Genomic DNA, 25,993 nt, shown 5'->3' with positions numbered 1-25,993 from the left:
AGCTCTTATTTTATCTAAATAATTATCATTCGCATCTCATGCTACGAAGCATTTCGATAGCTGTCTGAGGACGAGACTCTGAATTATTACTAGAAGTCTCATATTTAGCAAGAAGTCTTGCTCTCATCTCCTCTGGATGATTATATAATTGATCCATGATACGATCAAAGGCCTGTCTCCATTCGCCCATCACATTACCTCCGGCATAGTCCCCCCAGACTCGATGTAAGAAAGTCATCAATAACAATTAATCATAAAATCACTACTAAACAACGCTAGCGTTTAACATCGTAACTGATTAATCGTTTGTTGGCAATGTGAAAATGCACCAAAAAATGTGAAATTAATGTGAACCCCATAGCATAGATTACATCAGTATTTCAGGCCTTATCCAAGGCTCAGATATCCTGAGCCTTGACGCCTTCTGTTTTGATAATAAACTTAACACTGCTCTTCTCTTCAGCATTTGCACCACCAAATGATGTATAGTTGCTTCCAGCCTCCTGAATAGCTGTCATCTTGTCAGCAAACTCAGTAAGATCACCATCAAATGCTTCATACAACTTCTTAATGCCTTCTTCATCAAACTTGCAGATACCATCAAGAAGTTCCTGAACACCATCATCAAGCTTCTTAGCACCATCATTTAGTTCTCCAGCTCCATCGTAAAGCTTAACTGCTCCATCATTGAGCTGTCCTGCACCGTCCATAAGCTCTGCCGCTCCGTTATCAAGCTCGCCTGCTCCACTATTAAGCTCGCCTGCTCCGTTATCAAGCTCTGCAGCGCCATTATCAAGTTCACCTGCTCCGCTGTTGAGCTCATCTGCGCCACTCTTAAGTTCCTTAGTTCCGCTACTAAGCTGATAAGCGCCATCCTTAAGCTGTCCTGCGCCATTATTAAGATCGCCTGCGCCGCTCTTAAGCTGGCTAGCTCCACTCTTTAACTTATCGCTGCTTGCTGCAATTGTACCAATACCAGTTGCAAGCGAAGCTACTCCGTTGCTAAGATCTCCAAGACCTGAATCAAGGGCTTCTGCGCCTGCATCAAGTGTTTTAAGACCACCCTGTAAAGAATTTGCTCCAGCTGAAAGAGTATTTGTTCCATCTAATAAAGTCTTGATTGCAAGCTGCTGCTCTGGAGTCATACCTACATTGCCCATTTTTGAAAGAACAGTATCAAATACGTTTACAGCTGTACCAGTAGCTGAAAGAGCTGACATATAAAGAGTTACAAGCTGAGCATTTTGTACCTGGTTCTTAATTTCATCAGCCTTCTTCTGGAGTTCTTCTGCCTGCTTCTGAAGTTCCTGTGCTTTCTCAGCATATTCCTTCTCAGCCTGTTCTTTCTGCTCCTTAGCCTGATTCTCATATTCTTCTTGTGCCTTGGCAAGTGCCTTAGCTACTGCATCATCAATCAGAGCCTGAACCTGCTCTTTTGTATATGATGTCTGTCCGTCATCACTTACACCATTGCTGCCACTACCACCATTCTCTTCAGTAGAGTCTGCTGCTGATCTTACATTTTCATCACTCTGAGTACCAGCTGGTGTAGAAGCTGTAGGAACAGTCTCATCAGCAATTGTAGTAGTGTTTGTGTTTGTATCAGTGTTTGTATCTGTATTTGTATTGTTGTTTGCATCTGCTCCAGATTCTGCTCCCGTTTCTGTCCCAGCTTCTGAAGCTGAATCTGAAGTTGTCTCTTTACCATCCTCTGATTCTGTATCAGGATTCTGGAGATCTCCACCTGTTACGTCCAGATCAAGCTCAGAACCATTATCTTCCTGGTGTACATCGCCTGTCTGAGTGCCAGCCATCTGTGCAAGCCCTGCTGCCTTAACCGCCTCAACATTTGCAGCTGTTATCTTGCCATTTGTGCACTGATTTAATATTCCAAGTGTAGTATCTGAACAAGTAGTGCCAGGAGTTGTGAGATATGAATAAGCGTCAGCAAAAGCCTGTCTATTTGCCTGAAGTTCACTTGCTGAACCCTGAAGAGTTTCAACCATACCATTCATGGTAGATACAAGCTGCTGAACACCACCATCAACTTTCGCAGCGCCTGTGGCAAGATCACCAGCTCCTGCCTCAGCACTCTTAATGCCGTTTGAAATCTTTGCTGATCCAGCCTTGGCTGAAGCAGCGCCCTTAGCCAATTCACCAGCACCTGCATTTGCCTTGGCTACGCCATCTGTATAAGCTACGATGCCATCGTACAGACTTCCTGTTCCGTCATATAACTTTCCAGTACCTTCCTTGAGGCTGCTTGTTCCATCAGCGAGCTTACCAGCTCCGTCTACAAGCTGCCCTGCACCATCTGCAAGTTTTTCAGTTCCGTTTTTGAGCTTGCCTGTGCCGTCTTTGAGCTTACCTGTTCCGTCCTTAAGCTTACCGGTACCATCTACAAGCTTGCCTGTGCCGTCCTTAAGTTCCTTAGTTCCATCATAGAGCTTATCTGTTCCGTCCTTAAGCTCACCAGCTCCATCGTAAAGCTCTTTAGTTCCATCATAGAGCTTGCCTGTGCCATCCTTGAGCTCGCCTGCACCATCAACAAGCTTGTTTGAACCGTCATTAAGCTCGTTCATGTCATCCTTGAGATCATCGATCTTACCTGAATCTGTAAGATCAGATAAACCAAAATCTGAGAGAATATCTGAACTTGCCATTGTAACTGTCATACCAAGTTCAAAATCTGTTGTGTCTGCTGTAATCTCAAATCCATTTGAAAGCTTATCCTTGATTTCTTCTGAATCATCAAGTTCATCCCATTTATCATCAGAAATATCAAGACTCTCTTTTAATCCAGGAAGAGCAACTCCCATAACAATGTAGTTACCACCATCAGAAATGATCTTACCATTTGAAATCTCAACATTAGCAAACTTATCTGAATCAAGCATCATACCTGAAACAACTGCAAATGGTGTGTAAACCTCGATATCCTTGCCATCAACATCAACTGTCTGCTTAGCCTTGTTATCATACTCAAAGCGAATAGTAACTTTTCCGCTCTTGCCTGCAATATCTGCAGGAGAAATCTCTTTTCCATCAAGTGTGTAAGTAATCTTCATATCTACAGGAAGCTCTTTATCTGTAGTTCCCTGATAGTAGATATCTGAACCTTCAGCATCCCATGTAACTGTTCCGTCACCGTTGTCAGTGAAAGTCTCATCGCCCTTAACATTTACAATATCCTTGAGCTCTGTAGTATCTGAAAGCTCGCTGGAAGCTGTGGCATTCTTGAGCCACTCACTTACGATTACATCGTTAACAGATCCGTTTGCATCTGCTGTAACATATACAGTCTCAACCTTACCAGCCTCTCCAATAGAAGCTGCAATCTGTGAACCAGCCATGATACTCTTTTCAATCTGCTGTTCCTGCGCTGTCTCAACTGCATTTGCTGTATCAGCTGTACTTACGTTATTAGAGCCGCACGCTACTGTCATAACAGCCATCATGCATGCCATAATTACTGAAATTGATCTTAAAAGATTCTTCTTAACCATACTCTCCTCTTTTCTGCACCTAAAAGTGCTGGCTATATATTGTCTGCCCTGCATCAGCAGGACTTTGTATCCTTTTTTCCTAAATATCAAGCAACCTTGTGTATGTGAAGGTGATGTCCACTGTGATGGCCGCCATGATGTGGCTTGTTATCACTAACCTTCATACCAAAGGTCGTTCTCATGATCAGTCCATCAAAGATCATGTACATAGCAGGAAGTACCAGAATAACTGTGAACATACTGATAATGGCACCTCTTGCCATCAGGTTACAAAGTGAACCGATCATATCAATGCTGGAGATAAGTCCTACTCCGAAGGTTGCTGCAAAGAATGAAAGAGCACTTACGATAACTGATTTCATGCTGGTTGAAAGAGCTATTAATGTAGCTTCTTTCTTGTCATGACCTGCGTTCCTCTCATTTAAGTACCTTGTTGTCATAAGAATTGCATAGTCAACTGTAGCTCCCAACTGGATTGTTCCAATTACAACCGATGAAATGAAAGGTATTGTAGTCTGTGTGTAATAAGGAAGACCCATATTTACAAAGATCGCAAACTCAATAACTGCAACCAGGATAAATGGAAGTGATGCTGACTTAAGTACAAAGGCTATGATCAAAAATACCAAGCCAATAGAAACTGTATTAACAACCTGGAAGTCATGGTTTGTAATATTGATAAGGTCTTTTGTACAAGGAGCTTCACCTACTACCATGGCATTAGGATCATAACTCTTAACTATCTTGTCTACAGTAGTTATCTGATTATTGATCTCATCAGAAGCAATCTTGTAATCCGTTGTAAGAAGAACCATCTTCCACTGATCACTCTCAAGATCTGAAAGAAGGTCTTCCGGAATGAATTCTCTTGGGAAAGAAGGTCCCATAAGTGAATCTGTGCCGAGTACTGAAAGAATTCCATCCGTAGCTTTGAGCTCATGAATCATCTGATTCATCTGTGCTGTATCAAGATTCTTGTCTACAAGTAGCATATATGCGGAGTTCATATCAAACTCTTCATCAACCTTGTTGGCTCCCTGAACACTCTCAAGAGTATCTGGAAGAGTCTGTGTGAGGTCGTAGTATACACTTGTATGATTGTTACCATATATAGCTGGTGTAATAAGTGCCAAAAATACCAGGAAGAATGCAAGGTAGTGCTTAGACACAAACTTAGGTATCTTAACAAACTCAGGCATCAGTGGCTTGTGCTTGGTCTTCTCTATGAGCTTGTCAAAGACAAGGATCATACTAGGAAGAATTGTTACGCAGCCGATAACTCCGAATACAACGCCCTTAGCCATTACTACACCGAGGTCAAGACCAAGTGTAAAGCTCATGAAGCAAAGAGCTATAAAGCCTGCGATTGTTGTGATGGAGCTGCCAATAACTGATGTGAAGGTTGCTGAAATAGCCTTGGCCATGGCATCCTTTTTATCATCGTTATTCTCAAGCTCTTCCTGATAGCTGTGCCACAGGAAGATTGAGTAGTCCAGTGTAACTCCAAGCTGAAGTACCGCGCTCAGTGACTGAGTGATAAAAGAAATCTCTCCCTTAAATATGTTGGTTCCCATGTTGTAAACAATTGCCATTCCTATACTAAGCAGGAAGAACAAAGGAATAAGGTAAGAATCCATTGTAAGTGAAAGAACTATTACAGCGAGAAGTACTGCAATTCCTACATAAATAGGAGTTTCCTTCTCTGCCATGTTCTTGGTATCTGTAACAATGGCGCTCATGCCGCTCATGAAGCACTGTTTGTTAGAAACTTTTCTGATATCTTCAATGGCCTGCATTGTTCCGTCTGCTGATGTACCTTCATCAAAAATGATGAACATCATTGTTGCATTGTCACTGTTAAATGCTTCATATACTCTGTCCGGAAGCATCTCCATAGGAACTGATATATCCATAACTGAGTCATACCAGATGACATCAGATACATGATCAACTTTTTCTATTTCTGCTTTTAGATTTGAAACATCCTTCTCATCCATGCCTTCAGCTACATAAAGAACAAAAGCACCTGTTCCAAACTGATCCAGCAGAATATCCTGTCCTTTCATAGTCTCAATATCTTTGGGCAGATATGTCAGGATGTCGTAATTGACCCTTGTGTTGAAATATCCGATAGCTGACGGTATTAAAAGTGCAAAGGCTACGATCAGGATTACATATCTCAGCTTTACAATTATCTGTGAAAGCTTATTCATAACATTTCCTCCTCTGAATTTTTATATCCATCAGATGAATAATAATTGAAATTTATTATTGACCGATGGTCATTTTCTATAGTATGGTATAACATATAAATGACCACTGGTCAATAATTTTTAAAAAATATTTTCAATCCGAAAGTTTCCGCGTGAATTATAATTACTTTTTATTCGCTTTTTTGACACATAAAGTAATCTGCAGTTATTGCCGGAATATGATAAAATAGGGACAGAAAAGAGGATTATAAATGGGAAAAGCAGATGAGAACAAGAAACTTAAAATGGAAAATCTACTGAATGCTTCCTTTGAATTATTCACATCACAGGGAATAAATAAGACTTCCATTCAGGATATAGTAAATAAGGCAGAAGTTGCCAAGGGCACTTTCTACCTATATTTTAAAGACAAATATGATATAAGGAACAGACTGATCGCGCATAAATCCAGTCAGCTGTTCATGCAGGCTTACAACGCACTTCAGGAACAGGATATACACGATTTTGAAGGCAGGCTCATTTTCATTATGGACTATGTTCTTGATGAACTTGATGCCAACAAGGGCCTTCTTGCCTTCATATATAAAGACCTGTCCTGGGCAGTATTCAAAAAAGCCCTCACCACTCCTATGAGCAGTGAGGACGTTGACTTTGGCAAAGTATATCGCAATATGATTGAGGAATCCGGACTAAAATTCCGTGACCCTGAGGTCATGCTTTTTATGATAATTGAGCTTGTTGGTTCTACAGGTTATAGCTCTATCATGTACAACGATCCCATTACACTTGAGGACTTAAAGCCTCACTTGGAGCTTGCTGCCAGAAGTATCATCAATCAGTTTGTTGTTGAGTGATCTCTTTTACATAAGTTCATCAACCTTTAGTACTTCAAAACCCTCTGCTTTTCCTTTTAATTTGATCGTATCTCCGAGAGAAGTTACTTTTATTCTGCCCTCAAGGGCATCTGCTACAACGCGGCTGATATATACAGTTCCGCCAGGAGCATTTGCTTCAAGTCTTGCTGCGGTATTGACCGTATCTCCAATAGCTGTGTAGTCCATGTGCTTAACTGCGCCCATATTTCCTACAACTGCTGGTCCAAAGTTAACGCCAACGCCAACTCTTAGTTCTTCTCCGATTTCTTCCTTTAATTCATCTGAAACTCTTTTCGCACCATCTATGATGTCCATAGCAGTTCTGACTGCGTTGTAGATCGCATCATCCTGTGGAAGCGGAGCTCCCCAGAAGGCCATCATGGCATCGCCTACAAACTTATCAAGAGTTCCTTTGTTCTTTTCCACACAATCACTGGCCATTGTAAGGTATTTGTTGAGGATAAATACTACCTTTTCAGGAGATAATCTCTCTGACATAGTAGTAAAGCCTCTGACATCTACGAAAAGAACTGCTATATCGCAGGTCTTACCACCAAGTGACAGGTTCTCCATGCCCTCCTTCATGATCTCTTTAACGATCTCAGGAGCCACATATCTTTCAAAGGTCTTGGTGACTCTTCTCTTTTCAAGCGCTGCTCTAAGGTAATGAACTCCAAGAGAAGCAACATACATTATCAGTATTCCTAGTGGCATCCATATTACATGAACCAGCCAGCCTCTGACGTAGAGGATATAGGATACGCCAAAGGATACTACCATCATAAATATCATGATCACCGTAGCTGCCTTGACCGGAACCATGACAAAAACGGTAACTCCGACAAGTATAGCTATAAACAACAGGCCAGCCTGCAGGACGTCAGACATTTCTTTTTTATAATCGCCTCTTAGGAGTGCCTCTATAACATTGGCCTGATACTCTACTCCGTACATCTTCTGGGCTCTATCTATGGGAGCAAAGTACTCATCCTGAAGTCCTGCGGCATACGGGCCTATCAGTACTATCTTTCCAGCATAATAATCTGCCGGAACATCCCCGTTTATGAGCTTGTATAGATTCATTCCATCGTTGTAGGTTCCAGGTGTTGCGGTGTAGGACAGATAGAAGTGTCCTCTTTCATCAACTTCAGGATCATTTATTGTTATCCCATTCAGCTCACCGTACATGCTGGCTGCCTCGTGAGCCATGGAATAAATGCGTCTGGTATCACCCTTACTGTCCTGATAATCAAAGTACAAAAGCGAGTGTCTAAGAACACCATCCATATCGTACATGGCATTTATATGGCCCTGACGGGTTACGTTTTTAAGGCCCTCATAAGGCTCATCATAGCCATATACGAGATGCCCATGCATCTGAAACTTGCCATTTTCATCCTCTATGAAACCTGAGCCAAATACACCTGCTGACGCTACTATTACGTTTCCAAGTTTCTCCGCTGCATTAGCCAGTCTACTGTCAGCAGCCTTATCAGTATCGCCAATATACAGCGTATCAATTGCTACAACTGCGGGCTTATTATCAGGGTCACTTCCCAGAGCCTCCAGAGCACTGGCCATAATGTTCCTATCCCAGGTATTATATGGGCCAAAGTGCTCTATTGTCTCATTATCAATGCCAATTATCACTACTTCGCCAGAGACTGCCTGTGGCTTCTGGTAAAGAGAATCCTGAATCCATTTATCTGCACGGTTAACAACCTTAAAATACACAGCAAAGGTATACAAAACCGTCAGTATAAAGAATAGAATGGCTAAATTTCTATATTTAGGTCTTTTAAGATAGCTTCTGATTATCTTCTTTCTCATGGCAAACGCCTTTTATAATCTATGATCAAGGTCCACCAGTTCCATTACCGTTACCATTACCATTTCCAGGATCATTATTTGGATCTCCTGCATCAGGATCTATATAATTTGGATTATCAGGATTGGTATTATCAGGGTCATACAGTTCACTGTTAGGATCAGCGTATGGATTATAGTCATTATTTGGTTGCTGCTGAGTATTGTTTACCTGAGTGCTATTATTATCAACATAATTAGTATCATCCTGGCCGTTATCCTGATTCATATTATTTGCCTGATTCAGGGCATTCTGCATTGCCTGCTGATCAAGTCTTTGCTGCTGCTCCAATCTTTGCTGCTCAGCCTGTTCTTCCTGAGCTCTTGCAAGATCCTGCTGGAACTGCAAATATGCTTCTTCCTGAGAGCTATTCTGTTCCTGAGCTTCAGATGCTGTTGCTGCTCTTCCTTCATCCTCACCAAATTCCTGATAGTGCTGATAAAGAGCTTCCGGATCATTTCCATACTGATCTACAACATCCTGATTCTGTGATGCGTAGTAAGCAGGATCAAATTCTGATGTATCTGGAAGTACTACTGCAGGTTTTGTCTCTTCTACTACCTGCTGCGGCTCTTCAACTTCTTCTGTAGATGCCGTAGTAGCAGCTGCTTCTTCTACAACTTCCTCTGCGGAAGAACTTTCTGCTGCGCTGGCAACTTCCTCTTTTTCAGGCTCTTCTATAACATCGCCAGCATTGGTAGGAACTACATCTTCAGGGATCATTTCAATTCCAAGAATCTTATTCTTATCCCACCCTGTAGCATTACATACCTTAGCTAAAAGAGGGTCATTTTCTATAAGTCTGTCCTTGATTGCCTGTTTAAGATCATCTTCTGATACATCTTCAAGAGTGAACATAATGCTGTCCTTGGGCCTGTCATTGTACAGATATACTCTGATTCTCTGGCCAGCCTTTACTCTAATAACCTTCTGTTCGCCTGTTACAGGGTTGGTACCTATAACTTCAACCTCTCCATCTGTGATATAGAGAGTTTCATGTCCTTCTTCATCAACTGCCACATATCCTGATGTTCCTCTGATACCTACTACCATGGATGAGGTTCTGATATCAAAGGTCTCATCTGCAGCAAGCTTCTTACTTACTTCAAAGAAAAGGCTTCCGTCTGTAAGCTTGATATTAAGCTTTTTGCCCTTTTGCTCGAACTGTGCTCTACTCTCATCATTGATCGTTACAACCTTGGAATCATCAAGAGCAATAGCTGCAAGGGATGCTGCCTCTGTCTTGATTGAATTACCACTAGCAAGGCGAATGTTATCAATGATAGTTTTCTCTTTTTCCTTGTCGAATAGCTTAACTATTCCCTGCATCTTGAGGAGCCTCATAGTTGTAGCAGTCAGCCTTTGTGAATAGATAAATATAATAATTCCTGCTACAGAGGCCATGAGAATTGCAGCTATTACTGCAATTTTCTTAATACTAAAGGTCTTTTTCATGGTCACTCCTTTCCGGACAAGAGCCCATCTGTCCGAGGCGGTTTGTTAACTATGTATTTACCTCTCCCAAGCTTTACTTTCTTTGAATAGTTCCAGGATATTCCTGTCTATCTTCCCCTCCTGTGCCATGCTATCTAGTATTCCAAATGCCTTTTCCGTAGGCATCGGCGGTTTATATGGTCTGTCTTCCGCTGTCAGTGCATCATAGACATCTATAATCGTAAGGAATCTGACTTCCATCGGTATATCTTCGGCTTTCTTGTGCTGTGGATAGCCTGAACCATCCAGTAGTTCATGATGTGATGAAGCCCATCCGGGAACCTTTGCGTATATTCCTCTGAAATCCATCTTGTCCAGCATCTTGCCGGTATATACCACATGGGACTGCATTGTGTTTCGCTCTTCATCTGTAAGAGTCCCCTTTCTTACAGTGATTGCAACTGTCTCATCCTCTGTTAAAAGAGCTATTTCTTTTCCCGACTCATCCAGGATCTGAAGCTTTGCTGCTGCCCTTAAGTTATCCAGAACATCATCCGGTAAAAAACCTTTTGTATCGCTCTCATCTATGAGCTGATAGGCTTTTCTGATCTCCTCAATCTTAGCTTCGTGCTTGTCTTTATCAGCTGGATTTTTGAGTCCCTCGATTTCTTCCATAAGGCAGGCAACTGTTACTCTATTTTTGACAACTGCCTTTTTATCTCCAAGCCTTGTGGCTTTATCCATTACTTCAAGCGGAATAACCAGCTTGCCAATGTCGTGAAGCCACACACTCATAAGGAAGGAATCTGCCTCTTCATCGGTGAGAGGCCTGCTGTCGTGCTTTTGTCCGACATAATCAAGGAACTTCCTTGCGTAGCTCACCATACTCTTTGTGTGATTGGCGTTGTAGGAGCTTCTGGTATCAATAGCCTCTACCATTACTTCCACGAAGGAATGAAGTGTATCAAGAACCTGCTGTGAAAGTCTTCTGTTGGTCAGACTCACTGCTGCAAGAGATGCAAGCGCTGCGATTATGTCCTCTACTTCTACAGGGAAAGGAATAACCTCTCCGTTAGAGTCCTGAGCGTTTATGAGCTGGAGTACTCCTACCACTTCGCTCTTGTCATCCTCAAGTGGGATTACCAGCATTGACTTAGTTCTGTAGCCGTTCATGGCATCGTATTTCTTAGCGCCGGAGAAATCATATTCCTCTGATTCATACACATCAGCGATATTGATCTTCTTTTTATCAAGCACCGCACAGGCACTTACATATTCGCGGCTAAGGTTCAGAGGTGGCATTGATTTTTTCTTACTGGACATATCATCAGGAAAGCCTGCTGCCCCGGTGTAGGTATTATGGAAAAAGAGCTGCTCACCTTCCCTTACGTACACGGTCCCTGCATCGCAGTTACTGATCGTTATTGCTTCCTTGAGGATCATATCCAGAAGCTTATCTATGTTTTTTTCTGCGGATAAAGCAATCGCTATCTTTATCAGCTGGTCAATCTGAAATTCCTTCATAAAGTGATAACCTCCCCTTCGTAGCCGAAGGATATATCTTTACTTTCGCTATACTGCTTCTTTATGCTTTCTTCCTGGTCTTTTATAAAGCTATCTGTGTGAGCTGGCAGGTAGTGGATAAACACTAGCTTCTTAGCCTCTGCCATCTCTTTTAACTTAATTCCAGCTTCAGGAGTTGAATGGCCGTACCCCTTATGCCTTTCATACTCTTCCTGGGTGTACTGTGCATCGTAGAGAATCAAGTCTGCTTCCTTGGCAAAAGAGACAAGTTCCTTTGTTTTCTGTTCATCCCTGTGCTCGTGGTCAGTTACAAGGACAATCTTCTTATTGCCACTTTCTAACCTGTAGATTGTGGAGCCTCCAGGGTGATCTGCTTCCATGGAAAAGACCTTAATATCGCCAAATACCAACTCTTTTCCGGAAACCTTAAGCTCGTTTATTGCTACCTTCGCAGGATAATCATCAATTCTGCAGGGCCAAAGTGGATTTGAAATAAGCTTTTCTATCTGCTTTTTGGGTGATAAGCCTTCTCTTTTAGCAAGGTATATATCTATGTTTTTATGGGCATCCTTAAGCCCTTCAAAACTCATAAGTCCTATCAGATGATCTATGTGGGAATGTGTTATGAGAATAGGAATATTCTGCTGACTAAGCCCTTTTACGTTTATGATTCCTGTTCCGGCATCTACAATAAGTGCCATAGAGCTTGTTTCAATCAGATAACATGATGTAGAACCGCCATACTTCTCATATTCTTTTCCGAATACCGGGATGGATCCTCGTGTGCCGCAAATCGTTAGTTTCAATTTTTATCTCCTCGTGATATCAATCCAAAACTGTTTGCTGGTCTAGGTTTCTGTGGTTCATTTAGTAATAGATTTTTAGATATATGAATTATATTTTGGGGTAAATCATATTTTTAATCATATTTGACATCTATCTTGTCATTTTATATTCGTTTCATGATAGTTAATATTCAGTTTATAATGTTCATTTTTTCTATAGATATTTGGGGCTTTTTTGAGCGCAAAAAAAGATCCCTAATGGAAAATTTCCACTAGAGATCCTTTTTCAACATTTAGTTATGAAGTTCTAATATATTTTCATATTAGTAATTGAAGTCTTAGTTTTTGTTCTATCTTTAATTGATAGAAGCTGCATTGGATTTATCAACTGGTGCAAATGGAACCCACACATATTTTTTATCTTCAGATGTACCTTCCACGCTGCTGAGGTCTCCGCCGCTTCCAAGGACCTTGGCTGCTTCAACCGCTGCTGCTCCCTGTCCCTTGGCATCCTGAAGAACTGTGAAAGCCATTTCTCCTGCCAGGATAGAAGCACAGCCATCTGCTGTAGCATCAACTCCGGCTACAGGAATCTTGCTGTAGTCCAGTCCAAAATCCTTGAGCCCTTGAACTGCGCCCAAAGCCATAGTGTCATTATTACAGAAGATAGCATCAACATTCTGGCCAGTTTTCATGAATATAGCGAACTTGCTTCTGGCCTCTACATCAGACCAGTTAGCCGTATCCACGAATACATAATTAGCTGCACAACCATTTGCTCTAAGTGTCTCTTTTACCGATTTGGTTCTTCCAATAGTTCCTGAATGTCCAATTTCGCCCTCAAAAATAATAACATCAAGTGTCTTGGGATTTCCGAGTTGTTTGAGGACATATTCTGCCTGATACTGCCCGGCCTGATACTCATCGGAACCAACAAATATATACTTGCCGCCTTCAAGGTGCGAATCCGAAGGCTGATTGTTGACATATACAATTGGCAGATCATTGGAAGCAACATTCATCTGAAGTGCAGTACTGGCATCCCCGGGTCTTAGGATAATGGCTGTATATCCCGAAGCTTTGGCACTTGTAATAAGATTTGCTTCAGTTTCTGCATTTCCGCCAGTTTCTACATAATCAATTGCAACTCCCTGGCTCTTTGCAGCAGCCATGATGGCATCTGTAAGCGTTGCTCTGTAGTTGTCATCTACATCTGTCATCATAAAAAGTATCTTGGAACTGCCGGCTGATCCACCGCCTCCGGATGAAGCTGTATTTGATGAACATCCTATTATACTGCTCCCTACTAATACAGCAGTTAAAAGACATGTAGTTATTTTCCTGATCATATGGTTATTACCCATTACCTAACCTCCTTAGTTAATGGACATGACACGTAGTTGCTCCTGCTTGCATCGTGTCACGGTAACTATGTTTCCATAAATAGTCCAAATCAAATACGCTTCTTAGATCTTGAACTTCTGTACATAGGATGTAAGTGTCTGAGAAGTTCCCGCAAGTTCGTGTGAATTATTAGCCACATCCTGGCTGCTCTTTGTGATATTGTTAGCCATTTCAACCATATTCTCTGATGTAGCAAGGATTTCATCAGCACTTGCTGCCTGTTCCTCAGAAATAGCGGCAACATTTGTTGCTACGTCGTCAACCTTTTCTATATCAGTTATCATGGCTTCGATCAGGCCATTAGACTCCTGAATATTGTTATAAATGTGGTCGAAAGTATCTACCGCTACACCTATAAGCTCGCTGTTTTCTTTGATATTGTCAGCGCTTTCGTGAGCCTGCTCAACCGCGTCTTCAATCAGTTTATGCACTTCCTCGATAAGATTAGATATATTCTGGGCACTTTCAGCTGACGTCTGTGCCAGCTTACCAATCTGTGTGGCAACAACAGCAAAGCCCTTACCTGCTTCGCCGGCTCTTGCTGCCTCTATGCTTGCATTAAGTGATAAGAGATTCGTCTCTTCTGCAATTTCACCGATCATGCCGACAATATTAGTGATTTCTTCTGATGCAGTACCAACCTTATTGATTGACTCAACAAGCTTTTCATTGGACTGGGCGATACCTTCCATGGCAACATTTAGTTTCTCCATGTCATCTCTGCCCTTCTGTGATATTCCAACCGTTTCCTTCATGCTCTCATCAGCTTTTTCACTGTTTTCTCTGGTATCAGCAACTACCTGAGCAAGGACTGTAGCGTTCTGGGCAATATCATTGACAGCAGATGCAAGCTGATCTACAGTCTCGTTCAGCTGCTGCATTGCTTCTGCCTGTGACTGTGACGCTTCGTACATTGTCCTTGAAACCATATCAGAATTGTCTGATTCAGATTGAAGCTTGTCAGACTCTTCACTGATACTTGCGAGCATTTTTCTCATGCTCTTAACAAAGTCTGATACCTTACTGCCCATCACGCCGATTTCATCATCACTTGATGAATCAACTTCGATAGTAAAGTCGCCCTCAGACATTGCAGTAATGTTATTAGAAATATTAGATAGAGGAGCGATAACTTTTCTGACAACAAACAGGATAAGGATTGTTATTAGAATTATCGCTACTCCTCCAACTGCAAAGAGCAGCATTCCAATCTGGGAAACCGTGCTCATGATAACATTAGTCGGAATATAGGATACAAGAACCCAGTCAGTTCCTGATACTTCCTTAAAAGCCACAACATAGTCACCAATTTCCTTACTGCTATAGTCTTTACTTGTAATAGCCTTAGCTGCTCCTGCCAAAAGATCATCTGTACTGCTCTCAGAAAGAGTGGTATTTACTATGTTAAAATCTCTGTGGGCAAGGATCTTGTAATCGTTAGTATCTACAAGGAAGGAGCTTGCTTTGTTCATCTTAACGCCAGAGTTAACAATGATACTGATCTTGTTAAGTGAAACGTCAGCACCTATTACTTTGATTTCATCAGAACCATCATCTATGATACCTGTTGCACTTATAACTGTTTCGCCCTCAGCATTTGTATAGGCTGTTCCATAGGCCATCTGCACCCTTGAAATTCCCTGCTTGTACCAGGTACTTCCAAGAACATCTTTTTCATCCAGATCAGCTTCCCCTGCCTTATAGAATTTGCCACTAGCAGTTCCAATATAAAAGCCCTTAGGGGAATTGGAATTATAGCCATAGTACGAGTCAAGGAAAGATACATAATCAGCCTCTTGTATTTTCTGACTCTCTATTGTGTGCTTGACCGTATTAAAATAGCGCAGGTTCTCATCAAGCCATGACTCAATATTGTCAGACTGATTGGAAATAGATGATTCCAGAGTTTCAGTTGCCATCTCAGACATTCTGTTCTTGGATAAAGAAGCAGCAATGTTAACCAGAATAAGAACAGTTATGATAACAACAGGCAAGATGTACATAAGCAGTTTGGAACTTATCTTCTTGTTCTTTTTGCGTATTACACATTCTTTTCCTTTTGCTGATCCATTAGTATTCATTTCTACCCTCCGACAAGGTTAAAAGTGCATTTTGCGCACAAAAATTGCACATTGGAAAAAGAAATTCTCTTCCAATGTGCAATAATTATATCATTATATCGTATATAATAACCTTTATTTCGTATTATTTCACGATTATTTAAGAAATTTTAAAGTAACTAAACCACGATATAACATTTATTAACCTACACCTATCCTCCGCCTTAGAAACCAAAGATCAATTCAAATGCCAGATGTCACGATTGTACTCAGCGATAGTACGATCTGATGAGAAATAACCAGCCTTGGCAATATTAGTAAGCATCATCTTCTTCCACTTATCACGCTTCTCGTAATCTGCGAAGATTTCATCCTTCTTGGCAATGTAGCTCTCAAGATCGATAAGAGTCATGAACCAGTCTTTGTTAAGAAGCTCGTTGTAGAGTCTCTCAAGATTCTCCTTGTGACCTACCTTGAGGCACTCCTTGCTGACGATGAAGTCAACAGCCTCCTTGATAACCTTGCTCTTCTTGTAGTAATCCTTGGATACGTAATCAGCCTTCTGATAGTGCTTGATTACTTCATCAGCCTTAACACCAAAGATGTAGATATTGTCATCACCTACAAGCTCGTGGATCTCAACGTTAGCACCGTCATCAGTTCCAAGAGTAATAGCACCGTTGAGCATGAACTTCATGTTACTTGTTCCAGATGCCTCTTTAGATGCAAGTGAGATCTGCTCAGAAACATCACATGCAGGGATGAGCTTCTCAGCGTAGCTTACGTTGTAGTTCTCAACCATGATAACCTTCATGTACTTGTTAACATCAGGATCATTGTTGATGATCTCCTGAAGTACCAGAAGAAGGTGGATGATATCCTTAGCAATTACATAAGCAGGAGCAGCCTTAGCACCAAAGATAAATGTAAGAGGTCTTGTTGGCTTCTTGCCACCCTTGATCTCAAGATATTTATGGATGATGTAAAGAGCATTCATCTGCTGTCTCTTGTACTCGTGAAGTCTCTTAACCTGAATATCAAAGATAGAATCAGGATCAACCTCTACATTCTCATGTTCCTTGAGATAAGCAGCAAGCTCTTTTTTCTTGCCCATCTTGATTGCCTCGAGCTCATCAAGAACTTCCTGGTCATCAATGTGATCAAGGAGCTTCTCAAGCTTATTAGCATCCTTCTTAAATCCATCGCCGATTGTCTGTGAAAGGAAATCAGCAAGTGGATGGTTACATGAAAGAAGCCATCTACGGAATGTGATACCGTTTGTCTTATTATTGAACTTCTCAGGATAGATCTTGTAGAAATCGTTAAGCTCACTATCCTTGAGGATATCTGTATGAATAGCTGCAACACCATTTATTGAGAAGCCATAGTGGATGTCAATAAATGCCATGTGCACTCTCTTATCCTTGTCGATGATCTGAACCTTAGGGTTCTTGTGCTTAGCACGAACTCTCTTGTCGAGCTCCTTGATGTAAGGAACGAGCTGAGGAACAACCTTCTCAAGATACTTAAGAGGCCATGTCTCAAGAGCTTCAGCAAGGATTGTGTGGTTAGTATATGCACAGGTCTTGCTAACTACATCAATAGCATCATCCATGCTAAATGCCTTCTCCTCAACGAGGATTCTAATAAGCTCAGGAATGATCATTGTAGGATGTGTATCGTTGATCTGAATTACTGCATGGTTATTGAGCTCGTGAAGGTCATACTGACGCTCCTTCTGCTCTCTTAAGATGAGCTGAGCTGCGTTTGAAACAAGGAAATACTCCTGGTAGATTCTAAGAAGGTTTCCTGCCTCATCAGAGTCATCTGGATAAAGGAAAAGAGTAAGGTTCTTGTCGATCTTGGTCTTATCGAAATCAATACCCTTCTTAACAAGACTCTCATCAATTGACTCGATGTCAAAGAGACGAAGCTTGTTAACGCCTGTATCATAACCAACTACACTCATGTTATAAAGGCGTGATACAACCTTCTTGTCACCAAAAGCTACCTCAAAGGTTGTGTCTGTCTTCTCAAGCCATGACTGATCCTCGATCCAGTCATTCTTCTCAGCATTCTGAAGGTGATCCTTGAATACCTGCTTGAAAAGTCCGAAGTGGTAGTTAAGACCAATTCCTTCTCCTGCAAGACCAAGAGTTGCAATTGAATCAAGGAAGCATGCTGCAAGTCTTCCAAGACCGCCGTTACCAAGTGATGGCTCTGGCTCGCACTCTTCGATAACTGCAAGGTCCTTGCCGTTCTTCTCAAGAATAGCCTTAACTCTGTCGTATACTCTCAAATTGATAAGGTTGTTAGAAAGGAGCTTACCAATAAGGAATTCCATTGAAATATAGTAAACCTTCTTCTCCCCGTTATATACCTCTGCTACGTCCATGAGACGTGTTGTCATATCAAGAAGTACAAAATATGTTTCACGATCTGTGCACTCCTTAAGTGTCTTGCCGTACTTCTCGTCAGCAATTCCCTCAAGCTGTTCCTCAAGATTAAGTACAAGTACGTCACGCTGCATGTTTGTGTGCTTGGACATGATTGATTCTCCTCTCGCTTCATTACAAAGATGTATTTCGTGTTCCTTTATGTAATATGGAAAACGTTTTCTTAAACCGATGCAATAACCTTAACACAGGAAAACGTTTTCCGCAAGTGTTTTTTACAAAAGCTTTTACCTGATGATATCCTCGTACTTCATTCTAACAAGTGTGTGTGGCATTACCACATTTCGACCTGTTTCACCAGAAAGAAGCCTGTTAAGTTCCTCAATGGCTGTCTCTGATATCTGAACAAAATCCTGTTTGACTGTATTCATCTGCTTACCCACATAGCCCATGAGAATAATGCCATCAAAACCGCAAACAGGTCTGAAAATATCCATATCTATAAGAGCCTTCATCGCTCCAATAGCCATAAGGTCAGAAGCGCATACAACGCAGTCATTATTCTTGGAAAAGCGCATTGTAAGCTCTCTTGCACGAAGTTCTGAAAAGCCCCCGTTTCGTACAGTGAGCTTAAGCTTTTTCTCCTCACAGAGCTTCTTGATTCCTTCAAGTCTCTGTGCTGTTACATAGCCATTTTCTTCGCCTGAAATGTACAAAATCTTTTTGCACTTATTCTCAGTTATGGTCTTTTTGGCTATATCATACTGGGCCTTTACGTGATCTACACCCACACAGGAAGTACTCTCGTTAACCATAGGTGCATCTATTACTACTATCTTAAATCTGCCACTGTCAATAAGCTTGTGAAGTACCTTGTCCCTGGTAGTGAGTCCGTAGATTATGATTCCTCTGATACCCTGAGATTCAAAGTAATTAGTAACCTCATCAACGTTCATATCCTCGATCATGGAAGTGAATACAGTGATAACATCCATCTGCAGTTCCTTGGCCTTGTGAATGGCACCAGAAATATACTGCATGTTGATCTCATCACTTGCTGAGGTATCAAGGTTGAGCTTGAGTAAAAGAGCTACTCTTCCAGTCTTCTTGGAGGAAAGGCTTGCTGCCACTGTATTGGGCACAAAACCAAGTCTTTCTACAACCTCATTGACCTTCTGTCTGGTAGTCTCACTTACGTTTGGATAATTATTTAAAACCTTGGAAACTGTGGAGATAGCTACACCCGCTTCTCTGGCTACATCTTTTATCGAAACCATTTTCCCCTCGCATACAATATTAATGTGCTTGGAAATCGTTTTCCAAACACATTAATCTTACATTCACAACACTTATTTGTCTAGAAATAATAGCGGGTATTTATCATACCACATGGTGTAGAAGGTCACAGCGCAGACAGTTGTCTTCTTGCTCTCATATGCACAGCTATCAGCTCTTTTATATAATTCATCAAAGCCGTAGTTGTCATCTTCCTGATAGAACGCCACGCCAATGCTTATGCATATCTTTCTGCCTTCAATTTCCGTAAGATTTATGCTTTCAATGGCTTCTATGAAGCGCTGAATGATCGGCTCTCCCTCTTCTTTGTCACAAACGCCGGGAACAAAAGCTGCAAATTCATCACCGCCAAGTCTCATAATAATATCTTTTTCACGGAAGGAATGTTTCATCTTATCAGCAATTGATATCAGAACCAAATCTCCAGCTTCATGACCGTAGGTGTCATTGATGCTCTTAAACTTATCAGCATCGAACAGCACAAACATTCCACCTTTTCCAAGTGCCATTAGCTGTTTGATCTTCTTTTCGCCGCTTCCTCTGTTAGTTATACCTGTTAGCTGATCAGTTTCTGCCAGGTACTGAAGCTCATCTCTATATCTCTTTTCATCATCGATGAGCTCTGAAGCAAATAATACTGTTTTGAGAGTTCCATCCTGATGTCTGTCCACAACGATGAATCTTGCCCTGTGCCATAGGTGCTCATAGCCAAGGAATTCCATTGCTATCGCATCCTTTTGACCGATTCTTTCGTCAAGAGTCTTAAGATCTACAAATTCAAGCATCTCCTGTAATGACCTCTGATCCGCAACTGCATTTACAATCTCTGTCATTACTTTACCTGGTTCTGTGCGTTTTTCTCCAATAATAGTGCTGGCCTTGTAGTTGTGGCACATTATCTGCTCAAAGGTATCATTATCAAGATCAATTTTGTGAAGGGAAATATATATCCTGGACAGGGCACTGAGGCTCTCGTTATCGTTATCTGCCTTAACTCTTCTGGATGCAATTACAAGAATGAGTAAGGTCAGGAGAATTGCAAAAATGATAATGCTAATAACACTGAACACTGCGTAGTTGTCCAGCGTGGTAAAGAGTGCGTCAACATCTGTGAAGGTAAAGGCAGTCCATCCAAACTTGATTGTCTGTGGTGAAACAAGATATCTTTTACCATCAAAAACAGTTACAAAGGAGTTTTTCTCATTTTTCTTCCAGTTCTCGTAAAAGGTCTTCCTGTCGGGATGTGGATCTGTGGCAAAGTTAACACCAAGTTCCTCAGGAAAAGAGCAGGTAATAACATTTCCGTCTATATCCACCACCATAACTTCATGGTCCCCTGACTCTCTTGCTATATCCTCAGTAAGCCTCTGGAAGGTAGTAAGATCAATATCAGCAGCCACAACGTCAACACCATCTGCTGCCGCCTCTACAAGAATGTCCGCACTGTCAAGATATGGCATAAAATCAGCGGATAGATCAGAAGATCTGATGGTATCCTCGTAATGTATCATTTGATATTGCTTTTTAAGAAACGCGTTAACGACTGCTACCGCGAAGACACAAAAAAGCAAAGGCACTATTATCATGAGGATAACAGGCCTTGCTCCTGCTTTTTTAACATTTTGTTTTATTATCTTAAGCTTGTCGTCCATAGATATCCATCATAATCTTTGCGGTTATGGTTCTATAACATTATATGATAAACGAAAAGACGATATCTTGATAAACGATTATTATTTTATTAAAAATAGATAAAGTGATTACCTAAGGCAACTCAGGATATAATTCCAGATTTCGGTTGTAGGCTGAGGCATGTAATGAATACCGTCAGCAGGATTGATATATAAGTTGCCATTTCCTGCTATATAAGAATAAAGATCTATGACCTTGACGCCATTACTATTGGCCCAGCTGACCAGAGAATTGTTGAATGCTACCTGTCTTTCATTAGTATAGTATTCCCTGTCAAAATCATTTGCCAGAGTGTTGTTATCTGTAGGTCCAACTGTGCACACTACGATATTTTTGCCTTGGGCAAGAAGGGTGTTATAGTAGGATTCATATGGACTAAAATTGCCATAGTCATTACAGCCCATCCAGGTTACAAGAGTATCAAAATTATCCATTCCAAAGGAATTAATGGCATTGATCATGTAGTCACTCTGACAGGCATCTCTGCAGTACACAGGGATTCCATCGTGATACTCACCCCATATCTCGCCTCTGTCGCCATAGAACATGTCTACAGTTCTGGAATCTCCGGTGAAAATGATCCTGCCATAGTCAAGTGGCTGAGGCGCTGGCGCTGAATCATCAAATACTATAACTTCTTCTGCCGCAGCTTGTGTTGTGGCCTCTGTGGCTGCTTCTGCTTTTTTCTCTTTAGATGCTTCTGCTGAAGCTCCTGATGAGGCATCTGCTGAAGCCTTTGCTGTAGCTTCTGTGGTTGAATCTTTAGAAGCTTCTACTGTTGCTTCTACGGTAGCTTCTGTTGTAGCTTCCAGTGTAGCCTCTACTATGGCTTCTACTGTTGCTTCTAATGAGGCCTCTGATGCCACTTCTGAGGCTGCTTCCACTGAAATCTCAGCAGCTGCCTCATTATTATCCCCTTTATTTGCCGATAAACCTGTCGCACCGCAGCCTGCAATGAGCGCCACAGTCAGCAGTATAGGCAACAATCTCTTTTTCATATCCAATCTCCTCGCAAATCCAGTAAAATACAAGTTTGTATCTAGTATAATACTATCTCTTGTCTTTATCTATGCGTTCTAAGACAATTATGGTGATCAAAATGTACAGAACTGTCCAGATTATAAGCCAAGTCCAGCAGTTCATCACAATATCAATATCAAAATTGTACTCCGGCTTCTGGTTCTGCTTGCCTGATTCAAGAAGTACATCGTCGCGCATATCATTTCTTTCAATATACTGCAGAACTTCCAATAATGGCTTTTCTCCTTCCACCTCAATATCTTTCATATTTACGGCGCTATTCCATACACTGACCATAGGAAGCGAGTTATAGTCGCCCTGAGCGCAAAGAGCTGTAAGTCCCCACTTGGTGGCTGTAAAATTAGTAAATATCATTGCCTCCTGTGGCAGGTTAAAAAATCCACCTGAAAACAGGAGCTGAACAATCAGCATAAATGGCATTATAGTCATTGCTGCTGTTGTAGTCTTGGCAATTGATGAGATTAAAAGAGCCAGCATATCTGCACAGTAGGTAATAAGAAAGAGCGTTAGACCTACATCTACGATTGGGAATGGTGTAACCAGGCTATCTTTGGGCATAGCTACTCCCATACTCATGCAGACAAAAATCATTATCACAACCTGCAAAACACAGAGGATAGCCTGATATATCATGTGGGCTACGATGTAGGAGCTGATGTGAAGGCCTGATCTGTGCTCTCTTTTGACGATAGCTCTTTCTCTGCAGATTACCTGGATCGAGTTAAAAAAGCCGTTCCATATGCATACGCAGGCAAGAGCAAAGGCTCCTGTGAGCGTTCCTTCCATTGTAACGTAAAGATTAGACCCTACGGCAAAAGCCACAAGTCCCGCGATGATAGCCGACATAGGCAGAACCTTCCAGTCATTTTGGAACAGGAACATTCTAAAGAGCTTGCCCAGGTAAATAAAGGTCTGTGTAATTCGTCCTCTATGTCTTTTCACATTTGTATTCATGTAACTTACCCCACCAATTCTCTCAAGTAGTCCGCATATTTCTCCACAAACTCATCAGCACGGCCTTCTCCGCCTTCATCCTTCTGATTGATGGAAAGAAGTATCTCTTCCATGGAGGATTTGCCGAAGAACTCATAGGAGTCTTTTACCGGGCCATAATAGGCAAGGCGTCCAGTTCTGGAAGCATCCTTGGCAAGAACAATGACGTCATCAAAAAGATCTATGACTCTGTCAGGAGTGTGAGTAATTACCACCACAATCTTGCCCTGATCCGCGATGGCTCTTAGCTTTTCAAAAAGGCTCCTTGCCACAACTCCGTCAAGGCCCGAATCCGGCTCATCCAATATAAAAAGAAATGGATCAGAAATAAACTCCATGGCTATGGAAAGTCTTTTCCTCTGGCCTCCGGAGAGCTTCTCAACAAGATTATTCTTGACAGCAGTAAGTCCAAACTGCTCAAGAACTGCAGCAATACGCTTATTTCTCTCTTCAATGGATACACTCGATGGAAGTCTTAAGGTCGCAGCATCATGAAGTGTCATAGCAACAGTATCATTACCGCGCATCAGATCCTGCTGGGGAACAAAGCCAATGTCGTAGATCATCTTGGCGTAGTCCTGATAAACATCGTTCTCTCCCAGCTGTATTGACGCTTTTGCTTTTTCATAGCCTGTTACAGCATTAAGATAGGTGGTTTTTCCGGCACCTGAACCTCCCAAAAGAAGCACCATGTGGCCCTTTGGAATGCACATGTGAATATCCTTAAGGAGTACTTTTTTCCTGAAGAAATCAATTGCTGTTCTTTCCTTGATGTTGACAGTCAGTCCATCCTTGATGCTCTCTATATCTGTGCCGAGAACCTTGGCCTGCTTATCAAGTGAATAAATGTCTGGCTTTTTGTTTGGAATAAACTTGGAAGAAAGTCCCCAATATATGGTCACAAAACCCTCGAAAAATACAAACAGAGCTACCCACTTTTTGGGCTTTCCAAATACGCCTGTGAGTCCTGTGTAGATTCTGACAAGGTAAATTAGCTTTGCTATAGAAAGTGACACCAATACGATCAGTGATATAGATGCAATTAGCAATTGCTTCGTATCAACGAATATCATTGCGAAATCCGCAATCGCCGAAATAACTGCAAGAATGGTATAGACACGACCTTCTTTTTCCCTGTCGGCGCAGATTCCTATATGGTATTCTCTTGCAAATGGAATAAGAGCCCAATATCTTTTTACGCCGCACTTTTTAAAGAGCAGCATATATCCGATTGTGGTGGTTATCAGTGTGATGACTTGCCATACACTAAGGAATAAATTTCTCATAATGCCTCTTTTCCGCGAGTTGCTCATCCATAGCGGAGCAATTTCCTATTACACAAAATTAGGCTACCACTCATAGCAAGTAGTAGCCTATTATTAAGCTTTATTTTTGTTTGTCTGCTTATTTAGCTACAACCTTGGATCCCTTATGACGATTGATACCACTGCATCCGCCTGTCTTAATGATCTCTTTTACGAAGACATTCATAATATCGCCGTAGCTTGTCTTGCCGTCCTTGTCATAGCTGGATTCAAGAGATACAAACTCATCGTCCTCATATACAATGGCCATTGAATTGCCATCCTCTGTCTTGAGAAGAACGAGCGTATTCTGCGCTGTCTTTATTTCTGTATATTCATAATCCTCACCATCAAGGAAGGCCTTAATATCCTGAACAGCTCCGGAAAGAACATCTGCTGCCTGTGCCATGTCAAATTCCATAGGAATCTGCTCTGTCTCTTCCATCGCAGGAATTTCTTCAGCCATAGCTGTCTCTTCGATAACTGGTGGCTCCTCGGCTACTGGTGGCTCTTCAAGAGCGAGCATCTCTTCTGCAGGGATTTCCTCTGTGAGGGCCATTTCTTCTACCGGAATCTCCTCTGTAAGAACTGGTTCCTCTGTTGGAATGTCCATAGGAATCTCTTCTGTAAGAACTGATTCCTCAGCTGGGATTTCCATAGGAATCTCTTCTGTAAGAACTGGTTCTTCAACCAAAGCTTCCTCAGGTGCTGATTCTGCAACTGGTTGCTCTGCAAGGGCATCTACTTCTGCACTAAGGATTGCATCAAGATTCTCTGCTGGTGTCTCTGGAATATCTACTGGTGTCTCTGGAATATCTGCTGGTGTCTCTGGAATATCTGCTGGAATGTCCATAGCAGGAGCTTCCTCTGATACTGGAATATCTATCGGCATATCTGTTGGGATATCTGTTGGGATGTCCATAGCAGGAGCTTCCTCTGCTACTGGAATATCCATCGGCATATCTGTTGGGATATCTGTTGGAGTATCTGTTGGGATGTCTGTTGGCATCTCCACAGGAGCCTCCTCTACAGGGGCTTCTGCCGCTGCCAGATCAGGCATTGGTGCATCTCCTGCAGCTATCATAGCTGCCATAACTGGATCTATATCTGCATCAGCAGGAATTTCTGCTGCTGCTTCCTCTGTAGGCATAACAACGAGGATTTCCTGCTCCTGTGGTGGGATTTCTACAGGGACTTCCTCTGCTGGCGCTTCTGGAGCTACCTCAGCTACCGGCACATCTGCTGGGATGTCTGCAGGTATATCTGCTGGCATTTCAACTGGAACTTCCTCTGCTGGGATATCTACCGGCATCTCTACTGGAGCTTCGGCTGCTGGTGCCGCTTCTCCTGCTGCCATTGCTGCCATCATTGCATCTAATTCTGCCGGTGCCTCTGTTTCCGATGCTACTTCTGCTGGCATTTCCGCTGGCATTGCATCTATTTCTGCTGGTGCTTCTGTTCCCGATGCTTCTGGTGCTACCATTGCCGCCATCATTGCATCTATATCCGCTGGTGCTTCTGTTCCCGATGCTTCTGGCGCTGCCATTGCCGCCATCATTGCATCTATATCCGCTGGTGCTTCTGTTTCCGATGCTTCTGATGC

16 protein-coding genes and 1 pseudogene are annotated in these 25,993 nt (G+C 41.9%); 1 reads left to right on the top strand and 16 read right to left on the bottom strand.

Annotated elements, in window-relative coordinates:
- Positions 1 to 25 precede the first annotated feature (25 nt).
- The 3 genes from IJI01_RS14575 to IJI01_RS14565 form a co-directional block, all read right to left on the bottom strand.
- Entirely contained in the window at positions 26 to 190 is a 165-nt protein-coding gene (locus IJI01_RS14575; RefSeq protein ID WP_292192027.1) for a hypothetical protein, read from the bottom strand.
- Between the two features lie 208 nt (positions 191 to 398).
- Complete coding sequence (locus IJI01_RS14570) at positions 399 to 3,506, bottom strand: hypothetical protein (RefSeq protein ID WP_292192025.1); 3,108 nt, start codon at positions 3,504 to 3,506, stop codon at positions 399 to 401.
- An 86-nt stretch (positions 3,507 to 3,592) separates the two neighbouring features.
- Positions 3,593 to 5,719 carry an efflux RND transporter permease subunit gene (locus tag IJI01_RS14565; RefSeq protein ID WP_292192023.1) on the bottom strand — a complete coding sequence of 709 codons (2,127 nt, stop codon included), beginning with the start codon at positions 5,717 to 5,719 and terminating at the stop codon, positions 3,593 to 3,595.
- A gap of 251 nt (positions 5,720 to 5,970) precedes the next feature.
- Between IJI01_RS14565 and IJI01_RS14560 the strand changes: the two genes are divergently transcribed.
- The gene (locus IJI01_RS14560) at positions 5,971 to 6,573 is read left to right on the top strand and encodes a TetR/AcrR family transcriptional regulator (protein WP_292192021.1); all 603 of its coding nucleotides are present in this window, start codon (positions 5,971 to 5,973) and stop codon (positions 6,571 to 6,573) included.
- Between the two features lie 6 nt (positions 6,574 to 6,579).
- Here IJI01_RS14560 and IJI01_RS14555 read toward each other — a convergent pair whose 3' ends face one another.
- The 13 genes and pseudogenes from IJI01_RS14555 to IJI01_RS14495 all read right to left on the bottom strand — a co-directional run.
- Positions 6,580 to 8,424, bottom strand: coding sequence for a CHASE2 domain-containing protein (locus IJI01_RS14555; RefSeq protein WP_292192019.1), 1,845 nt, complete (start codon positions 8,422 to 8,424; stop codon positions 6,580 to 6,582).
- 25 nt (positions 8,425 to 8,449) lie between these two features.
- Complete coding sequence (locus IJI01_RS14550) at positions 8,450 to 9,916, bottom strand: FecR family protein (RefSeq protein WP_292192017.1); 1,467 nt, start codon at positions 9,914 to 9,916, stop codon at positions 8,450 to 8,452.
- Between the two features lie 57 nt (positions 9,917 to 9,973).
- Positions 9,974 to 11,419 carry an HD domain-containing phosphohydrolase gene (locus IJI01_RS14545; RefSeq protein ID WP_292192015.1) on the bottom strand — a complete coding sequence of 482 codons (1,446 nt, stop codon included), beginning with the start codon at positions 11,417 to 11,419 and terminating at the stop codon, positions 9,974 to 9,976.
- Positions 11,416 to 12,225 (bottom strand): MBL fold metallo-hydrolase, encoded by an 810-nt coding sequence (locus IJI01_RS14540; RefSeq protein WP_292192013.1) that lies wholly within the window; start codon positions 12,223 to 12,225, stop codon positions 11,416 to 11,418. Before IJI01_RS14540 ends, IJI01_RS14545 begins: the two co-directional genes overlap by 4 nt.
- A gap of 335 nt (positions 12,226 to 12,560) precedes the next feature.
- Entirely contained in the window at positions 12,561 to 13,568 is a 1,008-nt protein-coding gene (locus IJI01_RS14535) for a substrate-binding domain-containing protein (protein ID WP_292192011.1), read from the bottom strand.
- 102 nt (positions 13,569 to 13,670) lie between these two features.
- Positions 13,671 to 15,689 carry a methyl-accepting chemotaxis protein gene (locus IJI01_RS14530; protein WP_292192009.1) on the bottom strand — a complete coding sequence of 673 codons (2,019 nt, stop codon included), beginning with the start codon at positions 15,687 to 15,689 and terminating at the stop codon, positions 13,671 to 13,673.
- A 217-nt stretch (positions 15,690 to 15,906) separates the two neighbouring features.
- Positions 15,907 to 18,216 carry a glycogen/starch/alpha-glucan phosphorylase gene (locus IJI01_RS14525; protein ID WP_292192007.1) on the bottom strand — a complete coding sequence of 770 codons (2,310 nt, stop codon included), beginning with the start codon at positions 18,214 to 18,216 and terminating at the stop codon, positions 15,907 to 15,909.
- 135 nt (positions 18,217 to 18,351) lie between these two features.
- A complete protein-coding gene (locus IJI01_RS14520) occupies positions 18,352 to 19,341 on the bottom strand; it encodes a LacI family DNA-binding transcriptional regulator (RefSeq protein ID WP_292192005.1) in 990 nt (329 codons plus the stop codon).
- A gap of 72 nt (positions 19,342 to 19,413) precedes the next feature.
- Positions 19,414 to 20,871, bottom strand: coding sequence for a sensor domain-containing diguanylate cyclase (locus IJI01_RS14515; RefSeq protein ID WP_292192003.1), 1,458 nt, complete (start codon positions 20,869 to 20,871; stop codon positions 19,414 to 19,416).
- A 249-nt stretch (positions 20,872 to 21,120) separates the two neighbouring features.
- Complete coding sequence (locus IJI01_RS14510; protein ID WP_292192001.1) at positions 21,121 to 22,050, bottom strand: SGNH/GDSL hydrolase family protein; 930 nt, start codon at positions 22,048 to 22,050, stop codon at positions 21,121 to 21,123.
- 52 nt (positions 22,051 to 22,102) lie between these two features.
- On the bottom strand, positions 22,103 to 23,047 hold the full coding sequence (locus IJI01_RS14505) for an ABC transporter permease (RefSeq protein WP_292191998.1): 945 nt from the start codon (positions 23,045 to 23,047) through the stop codon (positions 22,103 to 22,105).
- A gap of 5 nt (positions 23,048 to 23,052) precedes the next feature.
- Positions 23,053 to 24,372, bottom strand: a complete 1,320-nt coding sequence (locus tag IJI01_RS14500; RefSeq protein WP_292191996.1) for an ATP-binding cassette domain-containing protein — start codon at positions 24,370 to 24,372, stop codon at positions 23,053 to 23,055.
- 118 nt (positions 24,373 to 24,490) lie between these two features.
- Positions 24,491 to 25,993 (bottom strand): annotated as a pseudogene (locus tag IJI01_RS14495) (hypothetical protein); the annotation flags it as partial.

The organism is Butyrivibrio sp. (assembly GCF_017433805.1).
Classification (GTDB): domain Bacteria; phylum Bacillota; class Clostridia; order Lachnospirales; family Lachnospiraceae; genus Butyrivibrio.
This window is presented reverse-complemented; position numbering and strand designations above follow the sequence as displayed.